Origin of the sequence: Wenyingzhuangia sp. (assembly GCF_039768515.1) — a bacterium.
In the GTDB taxonomy this organism is placed as follows: domain Bacteria; phylum Bacteroidota; class Bacteroidia; order Flavobacteriales; family Flavobacteriaceae; genus Wenyingzhuangia.
Map to the genome: position 1 here is coordinate 19,128 of NZ_JBDNAI010000085.1, position 17,379 is coordinate 36,506.

The 17,379-nt window shown below is 36.2% G+C and carries 16 protein-coding genes, 1 tRNA gene and 1 pseudogene; 10 read left to right on the forward strand and 8 right to left on the reverse strand.

Annotated elements, in window-relative coordinates; translation table 11 throughout:
- Nucleotides 1–82: 82 nt before the first annotated feature.
- Both ABF281_RS05265 and ABF281_RS05270 read right to left on the reverse strand, forming a co-directional pair.
- Complete coding sequence (locus ABF281_RS05265) at nucleotides 83–1,231, reverse strand: 5-(carboxyamino)imidazole ribonucleotide synthase (RefSeq protein WP_347180638.1); 1,149 nt, start codon at nucleotides 1,229–1,231, stop codon at nucleotides 83–85.
- A gap of 47 nt (nucleotides 1,232–1,278) precedes the next feature.
- The gene (locus ABF281_RS05270) at nucleotides 1,279–1,704 is read right to left on the reverse strand and encodes a hypothetical protein (protein ID WP_347180639.1); all 426 of its coding nucleotides are present in this window, start codon (nucleotides 1,702–1,704) and stop codon (nucleotides 1,279–1,281) included.
- Nucleotides 1,705–1,822: 118 nt separating this feature from the next.
- On the opposite strand from ABF281_RS05270, the gene greA reads away from it, so the two are divergent.
- Together greA and ABF281_RS05280 are read left to right on the forward strand one after the other, a co-directional pair.
- A complete protein-coding gene (greA, locus tag ABF281_RS05275; RefSeq protein ID WP_347180640.1) occupies nucleotides 1,823–2,296 on the forward strand; it encodes a transcription elongation factor GreA in 474 nt (157 codons plus the stop codon).
- 32 nt (nucleotides 2,297–2,328) lie between these two features.
- The gene (locus ABF281_RS05280) at nucleotides 2,329–2,715 is read left to right on the forward strand and encodes an HIT family protein (RefSeq protein WP_347180641.1); all 387 of its coding nucleotides are present in this window, start codon (nucleotides 2,329–2,331) and stop codon (nucleotides 2,713–2,715) included.
- Between the two features lie 69 nt (nucleotides 2,716–2,784).
- Here the strand turns inward: ABF281_RS05280 and ABF281_RS05285 are convergent, their stop codons facing one another.
- The 3 genes from ABF281_RS05285 to mutS are packed head-to-tail and all read right to left on the reverse strand — an operon-like array spanning nucleotide 2,785 to nucleotide 7,007.
- A complete protein-coding gene (locus tag ABF281_RS05285; RefSeq protein WP_347180642.1) occupies nucleotides 2,785–3,930 on the reverse strand; it encodes a HAMP domain-containing sensor histidine kinase in 1,146 nt (381 codons plus the stop codon).
- Nucleotides 3,931–3,935: 5 nt separating this feature from the next.
- Nucleotides 3,936–4,397, reverse strand: a complete 462-nt coding sequence (locus ABF281_RS05290) for an RNA methyltransferase (RefSeq protein ID WP_347180643.1) — start codon at nucleotides 4,395–4,397, stop codon at nucleotides 3,936–3,938.
- 33 nt (nucleotides 4,398–4,430) lie between these two features.
- Nucleotides 4,431–7,007: a DNA mismatch repair protein MutS gene (gene mutS, locus ABF281_RS05295; RefSeq protein ID WP_347180644.1), complete on the reverse strand. Its 2,577-nt coding sequence runs from the start codon at nucleotides 7,005–7,007 to the stop codon at nucleotides 4,431–4,433.
- A gap of 185 nt (nucleotides 7,008–7,192) precedes the next feature.
- Between mutS and ABF281_RS05300 the strand changes: the two genes are divergently transcribed.
- The gene (locus ABF281_RS05300) at nucleotides 7,193–7,723 is read left to right on the forward strand and encodes an RNA methyltransferase (protein ID WP_347180645.1); all 531 of its coding nucleotides are present in this window, start codon (nucleotides 7,193–7,195) and stop codon (nucleotides 7,721–7,723) included.
- A 5-nt stretch (nucleotides 7,724–7,728) separates the two neighbouring features.
- Here ABF281_RS05300 and ABF281_RS05305 read toward each other — a convergent pair whose 3' ends face one another.
- On the reverse strand, nucleotides 7,729–8,205 hold the full coding sequence (locus ABF281_RS05305) for a hypothetical protein (protein ID WP_347180646.1): 477 nt from the start codon (nucleotides 8,203–8,205) through the stop codon (nucleotides 7,729–7,731).
- 75 nt (nucleotides 8,206–8,280) lie between these two features.
- Here ABF281_RS05305 and ABF281_RS05310 point away from each other — a divergent pair, with 75 nt between their 5' ends.
- Together ABF281_RS05310 and lysS are read left to right on the forward strand one after the other, a co-directional pair.
- The gene (locus tag ABF281_RS05310; protein WP_347180647.1) at nucleotides 8,281–8,787 is read left to right on the forward strand and encodes a DUF456 domain-containing protein; all 507 of its coding nucleotides are present in this window, start codon (nucleotides 8,281–8,283) and stop codon (nucleotides 8,785–8,787) included.
- A gap of 331 nt (nucleotides 8,788–9,118) precedes the next feature.
- Nucleotides 9,119–10,816 (forward strand): lysine--tRNA ligase, encoded by a 1,698-nt coding sequence (gene lysS, locus ABF281_RS05315; RefSeq protein WP_347180648.1) that lies wholly within the window; start codon nucleotides 9,119–9,121, stop codon nucleotides 10,814–10,816.
- Nucleotides 10,817–10,883: 67 nt separating this feature from the next.
- On the opposite strand, the gene trxA is transcribed toward lysS, so the two are convergent.
- Both trxA and ABF281_RS05325 read right to left on the reverse strand, forming a co-directional pair.
- On the reverse strand, nucleotides 10,884–11,243 hold the full coding sequence (gene trxA, locus ABF281_RS05320) for a thioredoxin (RefSeq protein ID WP_347180649.1): 360 nt from the start codon (nucleotides 11,241–11,243) through the stop codon (nucleotides 10,884–10,886).
- Between the two features lie 122 nt (nucleotides 11,244–11,365).
- Nucleotides 11,366–13,456 (reverse strand): glutamine--tRNA ligase/YqeY domain fusion protein, encoded by a 2,091-nt coding sequence (locus tag ABF281_RS05325; protein WP_347180650.1) that lies wholly within the window; start codon nucleotides 13,454–13,456, stop codon nucleotides 11,366–11,368.
- A gap of 110 nt (nucleotides 13,457–13,566) precedes the next feature.
- On the opposite strand from ABF281_RS05325, the gene folB reads away from it, so the two are divergent.
- The 5 genes and pseudogenes from folB to ABF281_RS05350 all read left to right on the forward strand — a co-directional run.
- Entirely contained in the window at nucleotides 13,567–13,932 is a 366-nt protein-coding gene (gene folB / locus ABF281_RS05330) for a dihydroneopterin aldolase (protein WP_347180651.1), read from the forward strand.
- 59 nt (nucleotides 13,933–13,991) lie between these two features.
- Nucleotides 13,992–14,065, forward strand: a tRNA-Cys gene (locus tag ABF281_RS05335).
- Between the two features lie 159 nt (nucleotides 14,066–14,224).
- Entirely contained in the window at nucleotides 14,225–15,082 is an 858-nt protein-coding gene (locus ABF281_RS05340; protein ID WP_347180652.1) for an MBL fold metallo-hydrolase, read from the forward strand.
- Between the two features lie 3 nt (nucleotides 15,083–15,085).
- Entirely contained in the window at nucleotides 15,086–16,750 is a 1,665-nt protein-coding gene (locus ABF281_RS05345) for a S8 family peptidase (protein ID WP_347180653.1), read from the forward strand.
- Between the two features lie 42 nt (nucleotides 16,751–16,792).
- Nucleotides 16,793–17,379: pseudogene (locus tag ABF281_RS05350) on the forward strand (M1 family peptidase); the annotation flags it as partial.

Genomic DNA, 17,379 nt, shown 5'->3' on the forward strand with positions numbered 1-17,379 from the left:
GATTTATTTTTTAAAGTGTCAAAGCGTTTCTATTATAAAGCGATTTTACAAATGAAATACTTTTAGACGACTAAATGCTCACTTATTTTGAAATTACTTTTACAGTGTTTTTAACCAATTCAGCTGTTTTACGAGCAACTTTGATGTCTTTGTTTACGATAGTCACGTGTCCCATTTTTCTGAAAGGTTTGGTTATTTTTTTTCCATAAATATGCGGAGTCACACCTTCGATCTCTAAAATGTCAGTGATGTTCTTATAAATAACATTTCCCTCGTAGCCATCAGCGCCAACTAAATTAACCATAATTCCTGCCAATTTACTATCGGTGTTTCCTAAAGGTAAATTTAGAATGGTTCTTAGGTGCTGTTCAAATTGACTTGTATATGAAGCTTCTATGCTGTAATGACCGCTATTATGGGTTCTAGGAGCAACTTCGTTAACTATAATTTCGTCGTTTTCAGTTTGAAACATTTCAACTGCCAAAAGGCCAACATGTTCAAAAGCTTTCGCAACCTCCATTGCAACCAAACGTGCTTTGTCTGCAACTTTATCATCAATACGAGCAGGGCAAATCACATATTCAACCTGGTTAGCTTCTGGGTGAAATTCCATTTCCACTACAGGATATGTTTTTACTTTTCCATCTGCATTTCTGGCAACAATCACTGCTAGTTCGTTTTTAAACGGAATTAACTTTTCAGTAATACATTCAGTATCTGGAAGGTTTTGGATGTCTGCTACATTGCGAACAATTTTAACTCCCATTCCATCATAGCCAAATTGAGCAGATTTCCAAACAAATGGAAAATCATTTAAGCTCGCTGCTTTCAGTTCTTTCAAAGAGTTAAAACGCTGATGAGGTGAAGTAGGAATGTTTTTTTCTTTGTAAAAGTCTTTTTGCTTTCCCTTGTGCTGAATGGTTGCAATAACGCTAGGTTGTGGATACACTTTTACTCCCTCTTCTTCAAGTTTATAGAGCGCTTCGATGTTAACATGCTCAATTTCTATCGTCAGTACCTCTACTTTCTTACCAAACTCATAAACATCATCATAATTTAATAAATCTCCTAAAAAGAATTCGTTGCAATAAGGAGCACAAGGAGCCTCTTTAGAACTGTCTAAGACACAAGTGTGAATGTCAAGTTTTTGGGTTTCAGACAATAGCATTCTTCCTAATTGACCTCCGCCAAGCACGCCCAATTTAAAGTCAGAAGAAAAATAATTTTCCATAGAATAATATTTACTTGCAAAAGTACAAATAATGTAAGAAAGTTCGTTTAATAATTCGTGATTCTGATATTGTTACCTTGGAGGGTTGCATAATATTCTTTTAGATAATAGGTCACTTTGTTCACCTTTATTTTAATTTGGTATTGGGTAAAGCTAATCTTCTCATCTTCACAGGTTTTGCAAGTCATAATTCCACTAGTATCTATCTCCATTGCTTCAAGACATTCAGTGGGGCAGGTCAAATCAAATGCCCTAAAGCTGTTTGACCCATAATTAAAAAGTACAACCCCATTTGCATTATAGCCTTGTCCATACCTCACATGAGGGGATCCTTGAAGTGGAATAAACGCAGGACTTACGGTAAAGTCAACCCTAGTGTCAGGGACCAGTGTATTGACATCTTCTTGCTTGATGCAAGAGGTTAGGAGGATAAATACCCCGAGTAAGCCTATATGTTTTGCTACGATGATCATTTTTAAATAATTATGGAGTAAATATACAGCTAATTTTTAGCTTCCAATTATTTCCATATCTTTGTGTTGGTCTCATTTCCAAATGGTAATGAGATTTTTTTGTTAAAATATTAAGACGATGAGTGAAGTATCATACTATTCAGAAGAAGGATTTAAAAAGTTAAAGCAAGAATTAGAGTTTCTAGAGCAAACAGAACGTCCTCGTGTGTCCAATGAGATTGGAGAAGCAAGGGATAAGGGAGATTTGAGTGAAAATGCAGAATATCACGCTGCTAAAGAAGAACAATCGTTGTTAGAATTAAAGATAGCAAAGTTAAAAAATGTGGTAGCCAATGCTCGTATTTTGGATGAATCCCAAATAGATACTTCAAAGATTTTAGTACATTCTAAGGTGAAAATTAAGAATGTAGTCAATGGAATGGAATTTAATTATACATTGGTAGCTGATTCTGAAACAGATATTCGTAATGGAAAATTATCAGTAAATTCTCCTATAGGTAAAGGCTTGCTTGGTCATAGTCAAGGCGAAATTGCAGAAATTCAAGCGCCTAATGGAGTCATGAAATTTGAGATTATTGAGATCTCTCGATAAAAAAGTCCAACCCAAAAAATGAGGGATAAAAAATGAGTGTTTTTACAAAAATTATCAGTGGAGAAATTCCATGCTACAAAATCACTGAGAACGATGATTTTTTCGTGTTTTTAGATATCAATCCCAATGCTGTAGGTCATACTTTAGTAGTGCCAAAAAAGGAAGTGGATCAACTTTTTGATTTGGATAATGAACTATACTTAAAGTTATTTCAATATGCAAAGACAATTGCGAAAGCACTAGAAAAAGCGGTTCCTTGTAAAAGAGTTGGAATATCTGTTATTGGTTTAGAGGTGCCTCATGTCCATGTTCATTTAATCCCGTTAAATCAAATGACAGATGCTACTTTTACAAAGAAAGAATCTTTGTCTTCTACTGAGTTTGAATCTTTAGCGAATAAAATATCAAGCTATTTATAGTTGAATTTACAGAAGGACATCATAAAACATTTATAATAGTCAAATGGTTGCGAGACGTTTTTAGAGTCTCTATTTAGGGATGTTAATTTGAAAGCTAGTTCCTGTATGTTTTTGGGATTGTTTTACAAATATCTTACCATCATGATATTTAGTAATGATTCTTTTGGCCAACGAAAGGCCGAGTCCCCATCCTCTTTCTTTGGTGGTAAAGCCAGGTTCAAATATCTTTTTGTGAAGTTTTTTAGGAATACCTTTACCAGTATCTGTAATCATAACTCTAATTTCAGTTTTTCCATCAAGCAGTTGAATATCAATATTTCCTTTACCCTGCATTGCATCGATGGCATTTTTGATGAGGTTTTCAAGTACCCAGACAAATAAATCTTTATTCAACATTATTTCCAGTGAAAGCAAGGGTTTATTGTAGTTGAAGACGATACTTTTTGAAGTCCTAACTTTAAAATATTGAATCGTTTCTTCAATAATGTCAGACGGATTGTTGTGCTCAAGTGTGGGTTTAGACCCTATTTTAGAAAATCGATTGGCAATGACATTTAGGTGGTCAATATCTTTTTCGATTTCGTTCACAAAGTCTGGGTTCACATTTTCAGAGCGAAGTATTTCTACCCATCCCAATAGTGAAGAGAGCGGAGTACCGATTTGATGTGCGGTTTCTTTGGCCATACCACTCCATAATTTGTTTTTTTCGGAATTAGACGAGGCGTTAAAGACGGAATAGATAATGATCAAAAAAACAATAAAAATTACGACCAATGCCATTGGGTAATATTTTAGTTTAGTCAAGTTTTTTGAGTACGAATAATAGATGTATTGATTTTTAGTTTTAGAAATATTGAGGATTATCGGGGGATTAAGACCTTTCATCTCTTTAAGCTTTGACAGTAATGTTTCATTTTTATCAGCGTCCTTGTAATCTATGTTTTGATCCAAAATAATTTGATTGCTATCATTGGTAACAATCATAGGTATAGAGTTGTTCTGTTCAATGATTTCAACGAGTAAGCTAATGTCATCTTCAGGTTTAGATTTATTGAACTGAAAATAAGCTTTTGCTAAGATGTCCATTTTATCAATTTCTTGCTGCTGAAATACTTTAAAAAAATGATAAGTATAAATCAAAATGACAGCTACAATACCAATTGCCAATAAAAGGAGTGCTTGTTTTGCTTTGATAAAACGTAATATAGGTTTCATTTTGACTATAAATTTATGGGTGTTTTAGTGCCTCTATCATACATAACAATGCTACCAGCTACTGCAACATTTAAGCTTAGGGTAGATTTAAATTTGACCAAAAAGTGCGATTTTTCAATCGCAAGATTTGACAAACCGTGATCTTCAGCACCCAGAAGGTAAACGCATCTTTTGGGGTGTTCAAAATTTTCTAATGAAATGGCGCGTTCTTCCAGTTCAACTCCAACAAGCACTGCGCTTTTTGGAAGGTGTTCATAAAACGCTTCAAAAGTATCATAATGAAAATAAGGCATAGCCCCTACTGCTTTGTGTGTGTCACAAGCTTGTTTAGCGTATCGGTTTCCAATAGTGTAAATAAAACTCGCACCCATATTTTGAGCAGATCTCCACAAGACTCCCAAGTTCTCAGGGGTTTTACCATTAAGAATACCAATACCAAAGTAGCCTTGTTCTAAATTGTTTACCATAATTAAAATATATCGTAGGGTATAGCGGGGAATTTATTTACCAGTTAGCATTCTTTTGATCTCGTTTAATTTAAACAACGCTTCAACAGGGGTTAAATTGTTAACATCTGTTGACAAAATTTCTTCCTTAATATCTTCTAGTAAAGGATCGTCTAATCGGAAGAAACTCAATTGAAAATCATCTTCTTTAGAGGCGTTCTCAAGTTTGGTTTTGTTGTTTTCTAATCCGTGACTATTTTCAAGTTGACCAAGCATTTTGTTAGCGCTATGAATTACCGCTTGAGGCATTCCTGCTAATTTTGCTACATGAATTCCAAAACTATGTTCACTACCCCCTGCTTTTAGTTTTCTCAAGAAGATTACTTTATCTTTAAGTTCTTTGACGGAGACGTTAAAATTTTTAATTCTTGAAAAAGTGTTACACATGTCATTTAGCTCATGATAATGCGTTGCGAATAATGTTTTGGCTTGGCTAGGGTGCTTGTGTAAGTATTCGGCAATTGCCCAGGCAATAGAGATTCCATCATAGGTACTGGTTCCACGACCAATTTCATCTAACAAAATCAAGCTGCGCTCAGACACGTTGTTTAGAATGCTTGCTGTTTCGTTCATTTCTACCATGAAAGTTGATTCTCCCATAGAAATATTATCATTCGCACCAACACGAGTAAAAATTTTATCAACGACCCCTATTCTTGCTTGTTGGGCGGGGATATAACTACCAATTTGAGCCAACAAAACGATCAATGCCGTTTGCCTTAAAATAGCAGATTTACCAGACATATTAGGTCCAGTAATCATAATGATTTGCTGTTGGTTTCTGTTTAAAACAACATCATTAGCGATATATTCCTCCCCAAAAGCTAGTTGTTTTTCGATCACAGGATGTCTCCCATTTTTTATCTCAATATCTGTGCTTTCATCAATAGTGGGTCTGACATAACTATTTTGCATTGCCAACGTAGCAAAACCACATAAGCAATCGAGTTGTGCAATTAAAGAGGCATTAAGTTGAACAGGCTGGATGTAATCGATTAAAAACTGAATCAGTTGATTGAATATTTGCTGTTCTAGAATTGATATCTTTTCTTCGGCACCCAAAATTTTGGTCTCGTAAGCTTTTAATTCCTCAGTGATGTAGCGCTCTGCGCTGACCAATGTCTGTTTGCGAATCCACTCTTCGGGGACTTTGTCTTTATGTGTGTTTCTAACTTCTATGTAATAGCCGAAGACGTTGTTGAAAGCAATCTTTAAAGAAGAAATTCCGGTTCTTTCAGTTTCTCTCTTGACTAAGTTTTCTAAATAATCTTTCCCGGTGTTAGAGATGCTTCTTAGGTCATCTAGTTCTGAAGAAACCCCTGTTGCAATTGCATTTCCTTTGTTGATGCTGACTGGTGCATCATTTACCAAGACAGTATCAATTTTTTCTCTCAATAAAGCACAGTCTTGAAGTTGTTCTCCAATGGCTTTTAGGGTAATATTTTTGCTGTTTTCAGCTGCTTTTTTGATTGGGATAATGGCGTCTAAAGATTGCTTTAGGTATACGATTTCTCGAGGATTTATTTTTCCTGTTGCTACCTTAGAAATCAAACGCTCCATATCGCTAATTTGCTTGATCTGATACTCGGTTGTTTGATAAAAACGATCATGATTCATAAAGTAATGAACCACTTCGTGTCTTTTGTTGATTTGATTGACCTCTTTGAGAGGTAATGCGAGCCATCGCTTCAACAAACGGCTTCCCATAGGGGAATTTGTTTGGTCAATAACATTTAATAGCGTAATTGCATTCTCATTTGTAGAGTGATTTAATTCTAGGTTTCTAACGGTAAACCTATCCATCCAAACATATTCGTTTTCATAGATACGTTGGATGCCTGAGATGTGCGTTAGTTGATTGTGCTGCGTTTCCGACAAATAATGTAAAATGGCTCCCGAAGATATGATTCCTTCAGTTAATTTTTCTACACCATAACCTTTCAAGGAGTTCACCTTAAATTGACTCAACAGACTATCTGTGGCAAAGGAAATCTGAAAAACCCAGTCCTCTAAATAAAAAGTATAAAATTTTTCACCAAAAGTTTCGTTAAACAGGGTTTTGTTTTTCTTTTCCACTAAAACTTCGCTAGGAGAAAAGTTTTGTAGCAATTTGTCTATGTATTCTATATCACCCTCTGCAGTTAAGAATTCTCCGGTAGAAATATCTAAAAAAGAAATCCCTAAGCATTTTTTTCCAAAATGTACCGCGGCTAAAAAGTTGTTGTTTTTAGATTGTAGTACTTCATCGTTAAGGGCGACTCCCGGAGTGATCAGTTCTGTTACTCCACGTTTAACTATCGATTTGGTCATTTTTGGATCTTCTAACTGATCACAAATGGCCACTCTCAGTCCAGACTTCACCAGTTTTGGTAAATAAGTATTTAAAGAATGATGTGGAAATCCAGCCAAAGCCGTTTCAGAATCACTACCAGCACCTCTTTTGGTAAGAGTAATGTTTAAAATATTAGCTGCTTTGACAGCATCCGCGCCAAAAGTTTCGTAAAAATCTCCTACCCTAAACAAGAGCATAGCGTCAGGATACTTTGCCTTGATGCCATTATATTGTTTCATTAACGGGGTTTCTTTTTTTACTTTGCTTTTCGCCACAAGAATTCGTCTTTTGAGATATAAAGCTAAAATAAATCTTTTAAGGAAAGTGATGAAAGATTAGTGAAAAAGTTATCAAGGTTCTTTCGATAATTTTATCAGTTTTGTCAGAAATACGCTAATTTTATGACTTCTTAATATTTAACACGATGCGTAAACTAAAAAACAAAGAATTAAAAAGGTTAGATGTGGCAGGTTTCAAAGCGACGGAAAAGACCCCTTTGATTGTAGTTTTAGATAATATCAGAAGTTTAAATAATATTGGATCTGTATTTAGAACTGGTGACGCCTTTGTGATTGAAAAAATATATTTGTGCGGGATTACAGCCACCCCTCCCAATAAAGAGATACACAAAACAGCACTGGGAGCAACAGAGTCTGTAGATTGGGAGTATGTAGAAGATACTCTTGATTTGGTTGAAAAATTAAAGCAAGAAAACATCAAAGTCTGCTCAGTTGAACAAGCTGAGCACAGCATAAGACTTCAGGAATTCACAGTATTGCCCAATCAGAAATATGCCATTGTTATGGGGAACGAAGTAAAAGGAGTACAGCAAGAAGTCGTCAATCATTCTGATTGCTGCCTTGAAATCCCGCAATATGGAACCAAACATTCGTTAAACATATCAGTAACCACAGGAATTGTGATTTGGGATTTGTTTAAAAAGCTAAAGTTTTAAATTGTTTATTCGGTCTTGATTAATAAGGGAATGGTGTACGTTGAACTTACAGGAATTCCTCTTTTTTGAGCAGGTTGAAGGGTTGGTAACGATTGAATCATTTTTTGAATTTCCAGGGACAATTTTGGAAGTGATGTTTTCAAAACCGCTTTGGTTTCAATGCTATTACAGGAGAAGCGTCCATGTTTATCAATGGTAAATTGTATTTGTATCGTATCAGTAATGTTTTCCTTTGTGCTTAATTTTAAGACTTGAATTCCTTTGCTAATTTTATGGTGGATTGTTTGTTCAAAACAGTTTTTGCCTTTTTCAAAATCTAACATTTCATTGCAGTTGTCAAATTGAGGAAAACGGTCAATTTGTGTAAAATCTATAACACTATCCTTTTTGTTTTTTAAACCAAATAATTCAGAAGTCACAGTATCAATCTTCTCACAAGAGAAAAGAATCAAGGTTAAAAAAAAAGCAATCAATTTATTCATGTAGTTACGAACTAAGTTTCAAAAATACATTTTTTTGAGAAGATTGCTGTATATTGCTATAAAAGAAAGACTTATATGGATGTTGTATTACTGGTTTTAGGTTTTTTATTGGTTATCGCCGGAATTATAGGCTCTTTTCTACCTGTTATTCCCGGACCACCAACGGGTTGGGTGGGTTTGTTGTTGCTTCATATGACTGATGTTGTGGTGACCGATTGGTTCTTTTTAGCGGCTACTTTTGTTGTCGCGATGTTGGTTTTTATGATAGATTATCTAATTCCGGGATGGACTTCTAAAAAATTTGGAGGGAGTAATTATGGAATATATGGCTCAACTATTGGTTTGATTGTTGGTCTGATTTTTACTCCAGTTGGGATGTTTTTAGGATTGTTCTTGGGTGCTTTTATTGGGGAATTGATTCACGACCGAGCAGATTTAATAAAAGCAGCCAAAGCTAGTTTGGGGGCTATTATCGGTTTTTTCTTCTCTACGGGAATAAAGCTAGTCGTAGGTCTGGTGTTTTTGGTCTTTTTTACCAAGTGCTTTTGGTCACACAGGGCAGATTTCTTCAGTTGGCTTTAGTACAAATAAAAAAAGCAACCCATTAAAGGGAAGCTTTCCATTGGTATTTAAACCCTAGAACTATTCTCATAGTTCCTTAACAACACGACAAATGTACTTTTTTTCATTGAGATTAAATCACTAAAAGTGTTTTTTATGCATTTTGATGGTTATTCGATTTCTAAATTCTCATCAACAGGGTTCTGGTAAAGGAAACATTGAAGAGAATGGCTCGATTTTTCTTTCTGTGGGTTATTTGTGAATTGTACAATCTTAATTGTCAATTGTTGTAGGCTAATTATTATCTTTGCTGGCTAAGCATTAACGCATTATACAATTAAAAAGGACTAGCATGCAGTTATCAGAGCAAGAAATTGTTAGAAGAGAAAAACTAGATAAATTAAGAGCTTTAGGGATCAACCCTTATCCCGCAGATTTATTTCCTGTAGACTCCTATTCTAAAGAGATAAAAGAAGAGTATCAGGAAGGAAAAAAAGTAGTGATTGCTGGACGCTTAATGCGAAAGAAAATTCAGGGTAAAGCCTCCTTTGCAGAAGTTCAAGATGCAGAAGGAAGAATTCAAGTTTATTTTAATCGCGATGAAATTTGTACAGGAGAAGACAAAACCATGTACAATGATGTGTTTAAAAAACTATTGGACCTGGGAGATTTTATAGGGGTAGAAGGAGAGTTGTTCAAAACACAGGTAGGAGAAATCTCTGTCATGGTTCGTGAATTTAAATTGTTGAGTAAAGCATTAAAGCCTTTGCCTTTGCCAAAAACGGATGCAGAAGGAAATACATATGATGAGTTTAACGATCCAGAATTACGTTATCGTCAGCGTTATGCAGATTTGGTTGTCAATCCAGAAGTAAAAGAAGTGTTTGTTAAGCGTACAAAGTTGTTTAACGCAATGCGAAATTTCTTTAATGATGCAGGGTATTTCGAAGTAGAAACGCCAGTTTTGCAACCCATAGCAGGAGGTGCATCTGCGAGGCCATTTATCACACATCATAATTCTTTGGATATACCTTTGTATATGCGTATTGCCAATGAATTGTATTTGAAACGTTTGATTGTTGGAGGTTTTGACGGGGTATATGAGTTTTCAAAAAACTTCCGCAACGAAGGGATGGACAGAACACACAATCCAGAGTTTACGGCTATGGAAATTTATGTAGCCTATAAAGATTACAATTGGATGATGACCTTTACCGAAAACTTGTTAGAGCATTGTGCTATGGCGGTTAATGGAACAACAGATGTTGTTTTTGGATCACACCAAGTAAGCTTCAAGGCTCCTTTTGCAAGAGTGACTATGGCAGACGCAATCAAGCATTTCACAGGTTTTGATATTACCGATAAAAATGAAGATGAGTTAAGAGCTGCTGCGATTGAAATGGGTATTGAAGTGGACAACACTATGGGTAAAGGAAAGTTAATTGACGAGATGTTTGGAGAAAAGTGCGAAGGAAACTACATTCAGCCAACTTTCATTACAGACTACCCAAAAGAAATGTCTCCTTTATGTAAAGAACACAGAGACAATCCTGAATTGACTGAGCGCTTTGAGTTGATGATTTGTGGAAAAGAAGTTGCAAACGCATATTCTGAATTAAATGATCCTATTGACCAAAGAGAGCGTTTTGAAGCGCAGTTGAAATTGGCAGAAAGAGGAGATGATGAAGCATCAAACTTTATAGACGAAGATTTCTTACGTGCCTTAGAATATGGAATGCCACCAACATCAGGATTAGGAATTGGGATGGATCGTCTGATCATGTACCTAACAAACAATCGGTCCATACAAGAAGTCTTGTTTTTTCCACAGATGAGACCAGAAAAAAAGGCGCCTTCTTTAGACTTGAATGAAGAAGAAAAATCAGTTTATGAGATGATTGCCAAAGCAGAAAAAATGGCTTTAGGGGATTTGAAAACACAGTCAGGCTTATCTAATAAAAAATGGGATAAAACCATGAAGGCTCTTAGTAAAAATAATCTAATTAAGGTTGAGGTCGAGGGCGATGTCAAAAACGTAGTGTTGCTATAAGTGGCAATTTATAAAAATAAAAAAAGCACCCTTTTGGGTGCTTTTTTTATGGAAAGTAATTAAGGGTTTATTTTTCTACTTTCAAGATGGTTTTGATCAATTCTTCAAATTGTTGCTTGGGCAAAGCTCCTTGAGCCATCTGTGGTTTTTCACCTTTCGGGCAAAACAACAAAGAAGGAATGGAACGTATTCCAAAAGCACCTGCCAATTCTTGTTCAGCTTCAGTGTCTACCTTATAAATGTTTATTTTACCGTTGTATTCTTTTTGTAAGTCTTCTAGCAAAGGGGCCAATGCTTTACAAGGGCCGCACCAATCAGCATAAAAATCTATAATGGCAGGAACATCCCCAGTGAAATCCCATTCTTGAGAAGCTTCAAAATTAAATACTTTATCTAAAAAATCTTGTTTGGTTATGGTTTGTACCATTTTGTTGTTTTTTGGGTTAGGGGTTCAAAATTACTAAATCAATATATTGCGGTCAGTAACAAACATCACACAACTGGTTTTCGAAAGAAGTTAAGAAATAAGGTTGCTGACAACGTTGGTTTTTAAAGAATGGTTTTTTCGATTATTTCTCTAATAAAAGGACTTTTTTCAGTTTCCAACATCTTTTCCAAAAAGGTTTTGTTTTCAGATGACAAAGCCTTGTTTTCAAGAATAATATTGAGCGTTTCTAGTTTGATAGCCCCATTTTTCATCGTCAAAGATTTACTAATGAATTCCTTTTCCTTATCAGTATTCACGCCGATAAATTTCAAAGTTAGTAAACCTGCTAGCACCTCTTTGTTGGCAACTGCTTCATTTAATTTAGAAATCAAAGTCTCTTTGTTTATTTTATCGGTTATGGGTTTGATTTGGGTCAACAAGTCATTTCTTTCTTCGTTTGAGCGGGCTTTTAGATACTTTCCAGCGAGTGAAGTTAAGGTGTCATATGTTGGGTCATGAGCAGGAGCAGTAGTTTTCTTTTCTTCTTTTGCCCAGGAGTCCGTAAGTCCAACAGTTCTGTTAAAAATGAGTTTTTTAGGGTCACTTTCTAGATCTGCACAAAAATATCCTTTGCGTTGAAATTGAAATCTTTCTCCAGGCTTAGACATCGACAGGCTTGGTTCTACGAAAGCGGTAATCACGTTTAAAGAATTTGGATTGATAAATTCTTTAAAATCAATGTCTTTATGGCTATCAGGAGCCTCGTCTTTAAACAAACGATCATATAAATTTACCTGTGCTTCTAAAGCGTGTTTGCTGCTTACCCAGTGAATCGTTCCTTTTACTCTACGTTGACTGGCTTCAGTTCCTGAACCAGATCTAGAATCTAAGTCTGCAGTACAATGGATGACGGTGATGTTACCTTCGTTGTCTTTTTCTACAGAATTTGCAGTGATGATATAGGCGTTTTTTAGGCGAACCTCACCACCGATCTTTAGTCTAAAGAATTTTTTATTGGCTTGTTCTCTAAAATCTTCTCGTTCAATATATAGTTCTTTTGAAAAAGGGATTTTTCGTTCTCCTGCATTAGCGTCTTCTGGGTTGTTTTCAGCAATCAACATTTCTTCTTGATCCTCAGGATAATTGTCAACCACAAGTTTGATAGGGTCCAAAACTGCCATCACACGAGGAGCAGATTTGTTCAGTTCATCTTTGATACAGAATTCTAACAAAGCGACGTCTGTAACGTTTTCTCTTTTTGAAATCCCAGCAATTTCACTAAATCTTTTGATTGAATTAGGAGTATATCCTCTTCTTCTTAATCCAGAAATAGTAGGCATTCTAGGGTCATCCCAACCCGCTACATGATTTTCTTGTACCAGTTGTAATAATTTACGCTTACTCATCACGGTGTAGCTGATGTTTCTGCGTGCAAATTCTCGCTGTTTGGGTTGTATTTGATTTGGATTTGCAACCTGAGCCAAGTACCATTCATACAAATCACGATGGCTTTTGAATTCTAAAGTACACAAAGAATGAGTAATAGATTCTAAGTAGTCAGATTCACCGTGTGTCCAATCGTACATGGGGTAAATAACCCAGTCGTTTCCTGTTCTGTGGTGGTGTTTTTTTAGGACACGATACATAATAGGGTCACGCATGTGCATGTTGTTGTGTTCCATGTCAATTTTGGCGCGCAAAATAGCTTCTCCCTCATTGAACTCACCGTTCTTCATTTTTTCAAACAAGGCTAAGTTTTCTTCAACCGCCGTGTTTCTGTAAGGGCCTGCAATACCGGGTGTTGTAGGGGTTCCTTTTTGGCTTGCAATTTCTTCAGAGGACTGTAAATCGACATAAGCTTTACCTGCTTTGATGAGGTCAATAGTCCAGTTGTACAATTGTAGAAAGTAGTCAGAAGAGTATAATTCTTTGTCCCATTCAAATCCTAACCATTTCACGTCGCGTTTGATAGCGTCTACATATTCCTGTTCTTCCTTGGCTGGGTTTGTATCGTCAAAACGCAAGTTTACAGGTGCGCTGTATTTTTGCCCCAATCCAAAGTTCAAACAAATAGATGCAGCGTGTCCAATATGTAAATACCCATTGGGTTCAGGCGGAAAACGAAACCTTAACGCTTTAGGATCCAATCCGTTTTTGATGTCTTCTTCAATAATTTGTTCAATGAAGGTCAGTGATTTCTTTTCTTCAGCCATGATTTTTAATTGTGTTGCAAGCCAATAATAATTTACAAAATTACGAATTATGACAAACATAATGTTTACTTCTTTGAGGTTTGTTATTTTTGTGACTTGAAATATGTTTTATGGGAACCATTAGAGTAGAAAATATTAGAATTTATAGCAATCATGGATGTTTGCAAGAAGAGGCTAAAATAGGCTCTCATTATCGAGTGGATGTTGAGGTAAAAGTTGATTTATCGGTATCAGCAGCCTCAGACAAATTGGTAGATACCGTTGATTATGTTCATATTAACAAAGTCGTTGAAGAAGAAGTATTGAAGCGTTCAGAATTGTTAGAACATGTTGTAGAAAGAATTTTGGTGAGAATGATGGCGGAGATTCCGATGATTAAAAAAGCAAAGGTAGCCTTGTCCAAACTCAATCCACCAATAGGTGGCGATGTCGAAGCGGTCACCATCGTTATGACTAAAAAAAGAAAACAATTGTAAAAATATGCTAAGGATGTGTTGTGTAACACACATTTTTATATAAATTTGCATTCGCATTTGGCGTTGTGGCCGAGTGGCTAGGCAGCGGTCTGCAAAACCGTGTACAGCGGTTCGAATCCGCTCGACGCCTCCAAAGTAAGACCATCACTTTTTAGTGGTGGTTTTTTAATTTTAGAATCATTTGTACTACAGATTGTTTTTTTCAGAATAGCCAAAAGATTCAAAATAATTTTAGTTCAAAACCACTGGACATTGCTAAAATCTTTTATATCTTTAAAATAAAAAGAGACGCATGACCTTATACCCCATAGCATCTGGGAATTTCAAATTGGACGGAGGCGCAATGTTTGGCGTTGTTCCTAAAGCCATATGGCAAAGAACCAATCCTGCAGATGCTGCCAACAAAATTGATATTGGCATGCGCTGCTTGTTGATTGAAGAGGCAGATCGATTGATTTTAATTGATACTGGTTTAGGCAACAAACAAGACGATCTTTTTTTTAGACATCTTTCTCCTTGGGGGGATTTCACTTTAGACGCATCGCTGGCAAAACACGGTTTTCATAGAAACGACATCACAGATGTCTTTTTGACTCATTTGCACTTTGATCATGTTGGGGGAGCCATACAATGGAATAAGGACAAAACTTTTTTAGAACCTGCATTTAAGAATGCTACTTTTTGGTCAAACGCAGATCATTGGCAATGGGCAGTAGCGCCAAATGCTAGAGAGCGAGCTTCTTTTCTTACAGAAAACATTCAGCCCATTCAAGAAAGTGGGCAGTTAAAATTTGTCGGGCTCAATGGTACTTCTAAATTACAAACATCTGCTTTAGGGTTTGGCATATTTTTCGCAGATGGACATACCGATAAACAAATGATTCCTATGATCAATTACAAAGGAAAAACGATTGTTTTTATGGCAGATTTGTTGCCGACAATTGGTCACATTCCATTGCCCTATGTAATGGGATATGACACCAGACCTTTGTTGACATTGTCAGAAAAAGAATTGTTTTTAAAAGAGGCGGCAGCGCAAGAGTACATTTTGTTTTTACAACACGATGCTCATCACGAATTGTGTACCGTTCAGCAAACAGAAAAAGGAGTAAGACTCAAAGAAACCTATACATTTAATCAGATATTTTAAGTTATGAAATTTTCGAAAATAATATTATCCGCCACTGGAGCATTTTTACTAGTCAGTTGTCATTCTATCAAAAGAATTGCAGTTCCAAAAGCTAAAGATACCTCAGTAACGATTCCATGTAAAAAAACATTTTCAACGGAAGAATTGCGCACTTGGTCTCACGCAGATTTAGCGACCGATTCTATCCCTGGAATTAGTTTGGCAGCAGCGTATACCTTCTTAAAGGATAAAAAAAGTGTACCTGTTGTTGTTGCAGTTACAGATTCTGGGAGTGACATCACTCATCAGGACTTGGCTTCTAAGGTTTGGACCAATCCAAAAGAAATCCCGGGCAACGGTGTTGATGATGATAAAAATGGTTTTGTAGATGATGTACATGGTTGGAATTTTTTGGGAGCTACCTATGATGAAAATTTAGAACTCACAAGATTGTATAGAAAACAAAAACCTTTGTACGAGGGGAAAACCGCTTTAGATTTTAAGAAAAAAAAGGAGATAGAAAAGTTTAACGCTTTTAAGGCTTTGGAAGAGGATTATAACAAAAATCTTGAGCGTGTAAAAAAAGGACAGGATCAATATATGCAATATGAGGAAATGCTCCAAGCGACACATATATCGATGCAAAATTTAACAGGTAAAGAAAACTATACTTTAGAAGATTTGACCGCTACTAGTTCAACGTTTGATAGGATCAACTCTCAAAAGGAAATGGCGACAAAAATTTTAGCTTCAGGTAGCACTATTGAAGCACAGATAGATCAATTAGAACCCGCAATTGCGTATTATACTTCTCAGGTAAATTATTATTATAATCTAGCGTTTAACGGGAGAGCAAAGTTAAAGGACGATGGCTATCTTATGAAAACAAAATTTTATGGAGACCCCAACGTAAAAAATCAAGGAGACGATGAAATTCACGGAACTCATGTGTCTGGAATTGTGTTGGCAGAAAGAAACAATAACCTCGGTGTAAGTGGTGTGGTTGATAATGCCTTGTTGATGGCTGTTCGTGTAGTACCAAACGGAGATGAGTATGATAAAGATGTAGCTTTAGGAATTAGGTATGCCGTAGATCATGGCGCTAAAGTAATCAATACTAGTTTTGGAAAAGGATATTCACCAAACGCTGAATGGGTATACGATGCGATTCGATATGCAGCCAAAAAAGATGTGTTAATTGTAAACGCAGCGGGGAATGATGGGGCAAATATTGATGTCAAGCCAAGTTTTCCTAACGATGTGAAAAAGGGCAATAAAGAAGTGTCAGACAATTTTTTAACCGTTGGGGCAACTACTCGTTTTTACAATGAAAATTTACCGGCAACATTTACGAACTATGGACAAAACAATGTCGATGTGTTTGCGCCAGGTCATGATATTTACAACACCGTACCCAACGACAGTTACAAAAGTTTGAGTGGAACCTCTATGGCGTCTCCTGCTACTGCAGGAGTAGCGGCTTTGATTCGCTCGTATTTTCCTGAGTTGTCGGCAAGTCAAGTGAAGCATATTATTATGAATTCAGGAACTTTAGTGGAACTAGAGGTGTTGTTGCCAAAAGGGGAAGGAGCCTTGATTCCTTTTGCGGCATTGTCAAAAAGTGGAAGAATTGTAAACGCATACAATGCGGTTAAAATGGCTGCGGAGATGGTAGCAAAGAAAAAATAAACTCCACTTTCAATTTATTTTGTAAAATCTGACCTTAAAATCATGAAAAAACTTATTCTTTTATTTGGGATTTTCTCCTTGACGGCAAATGCCCAATATTGGCAACAAAAAGCAGATTACAAAATGGATATTGATGTGGAGGTGAAAACCTATCGATACAAAGGTGTTCAGGAAATAACTTACAAAAACAATTCCCCCGAAACATTGACCAAAGTCTATTATCATTTATACAACAATGCTTTTCAACCGGGGAGTGCGATGGATTTAAGGGTTCAGCATATTCCGGATCCAAGCCCTAGAATGCTGGTCAATGTAGGAACAAAAGAAGCTCCTGTGAACAAAAGCGAAATCTCATTGCTAAAGCCAAACGAAGTAGGGTTTATCAAAATAAAATCGTTAGCCCAAAAAGGAACTCTTTTAAAATATCATGTGGAAGGAACAATTCTAGAGGTAGCATTGGCAAAACCAATAAAGTCTGGCAAAAAAACCGTTTTGAAAATGGAGTTTGAGGGACAAGTCCCAAAGCAAGTACGTAGGTCAGGAAGAAATAATGCAGAAGGTGTCGCTTTGTCCATGACACAGTGGTATCCTAAGCTCGCCGCTTATGATGCCGAGGGTTGGCATGCAAA

Bases quoted from the DNA above. Each gene is read 5' to 3' on its own strand.
- ABF281_RS05325 (WP_347180650.1), bottom strand. From the start codon at position 13,456: ATGGCTGAAGAAAAGAAATCACTGACCTTCATTGAACAAATTATTGAA.
- ABF281_RS05285 (WP_347180642.1), bottom strand. From the start codon at position 3,930: ATGAAACCTATATTACGTTTTATCAAAGCAAAACAAGCACTCCTTTTA.
- ABF281_RS05280 (WP_347180641.1), top strand. From the start codon at position 2,329: ATGAGTGTTTTTACAAAAATTATCAGTGGAGAAATTCCATGCTACAAA.
- ABF281_RS05265 (WP_347180638.1), bottom strand. From the start codon at position 1,231: ATGGAAAATTATTTTTCTTCTGACTTTAAATTGGGCGTGCTTGGCGGA.
- ABF281_RS05345 (WP_347180653.1), top strand. From the start codon at position 15,086: ATGAAATTTTCGAAAATAATATTATCCGCCACTGGAGCATTTTTACTA.
- ABF281_RS05310 (WP_347180647.1), top strand. From the start codon at position 8,281: ATGGATGTTGTATTACTGGTTTTAGGTTTTTTATTGGTTATCGCCGGA.
- ABF281_RS05305 (WP_347180646.1), bottom strand. From the start codon at position 8,205: ATGAATAAATTGATTGCTTTTTTTTTAACCTTGATTCTTTTCTCTTGT.
- ABF281_RS05300 (WP_347180645.1), top strand. From the start codon at position 7,193: ATGCGTAAACTAAAAAACAAAGAATTAAAAAGGTTAGATGTGGCAGGT.
- mutS (WP_347180644.1), bottom strand. From the start codon at position 7,007: ATGAAACAATATAATGGCATCAAGGCAAAGTATCCTGACGCTATGCTC.
- trxA (WP_347180649.1), bottom strand. From the start codon at position 11,243: ATGGTACAAACCATAACCAAACAAGATTTTTTAGATAAAGTATTTAAT.
- ABF281_RS05340 (WP_347180652.1), top strand. From the start codon at position 14,225: ATGACCTTATACCCCATAGCATCTGGGAATTTCAAATTGGACGGAGGC.
- greA (WP_347180640.1), top strand. From the start codon at position 1,823: ATGAGTGAAGTATCATACTATTCAGAAGAAGGATTTAAAAAGTTAAAG.
- folB (WP_347180651.1), top strand. From the start codon at position 13,567: ATGGGAACCATTAGAGTAGAAAATATTAGAATTTATAGCAATCATGGA.
- ABF281_RS05290 (WP_347180643.1), bottom strand. From the start codon at position 4,397: ATGGTAAACAATTTAGAACAAGGCTACTTTGGTATTGGTATTCTTAAT.
- ABF281_RS05270 (WP_347180639.1), bottom strand. From the start codon at position 1,704: ATGATCATCGTAGCAAAACATATAGGCTTACTCGGGGTATTTATCCTC.
- lysS (WP_347180648.1), top strand. From the start codon at position 9,119: ATGCAGTTATCAGAGCAAGAAATTGTTAGAAGAGAAAAACTAGATAAA.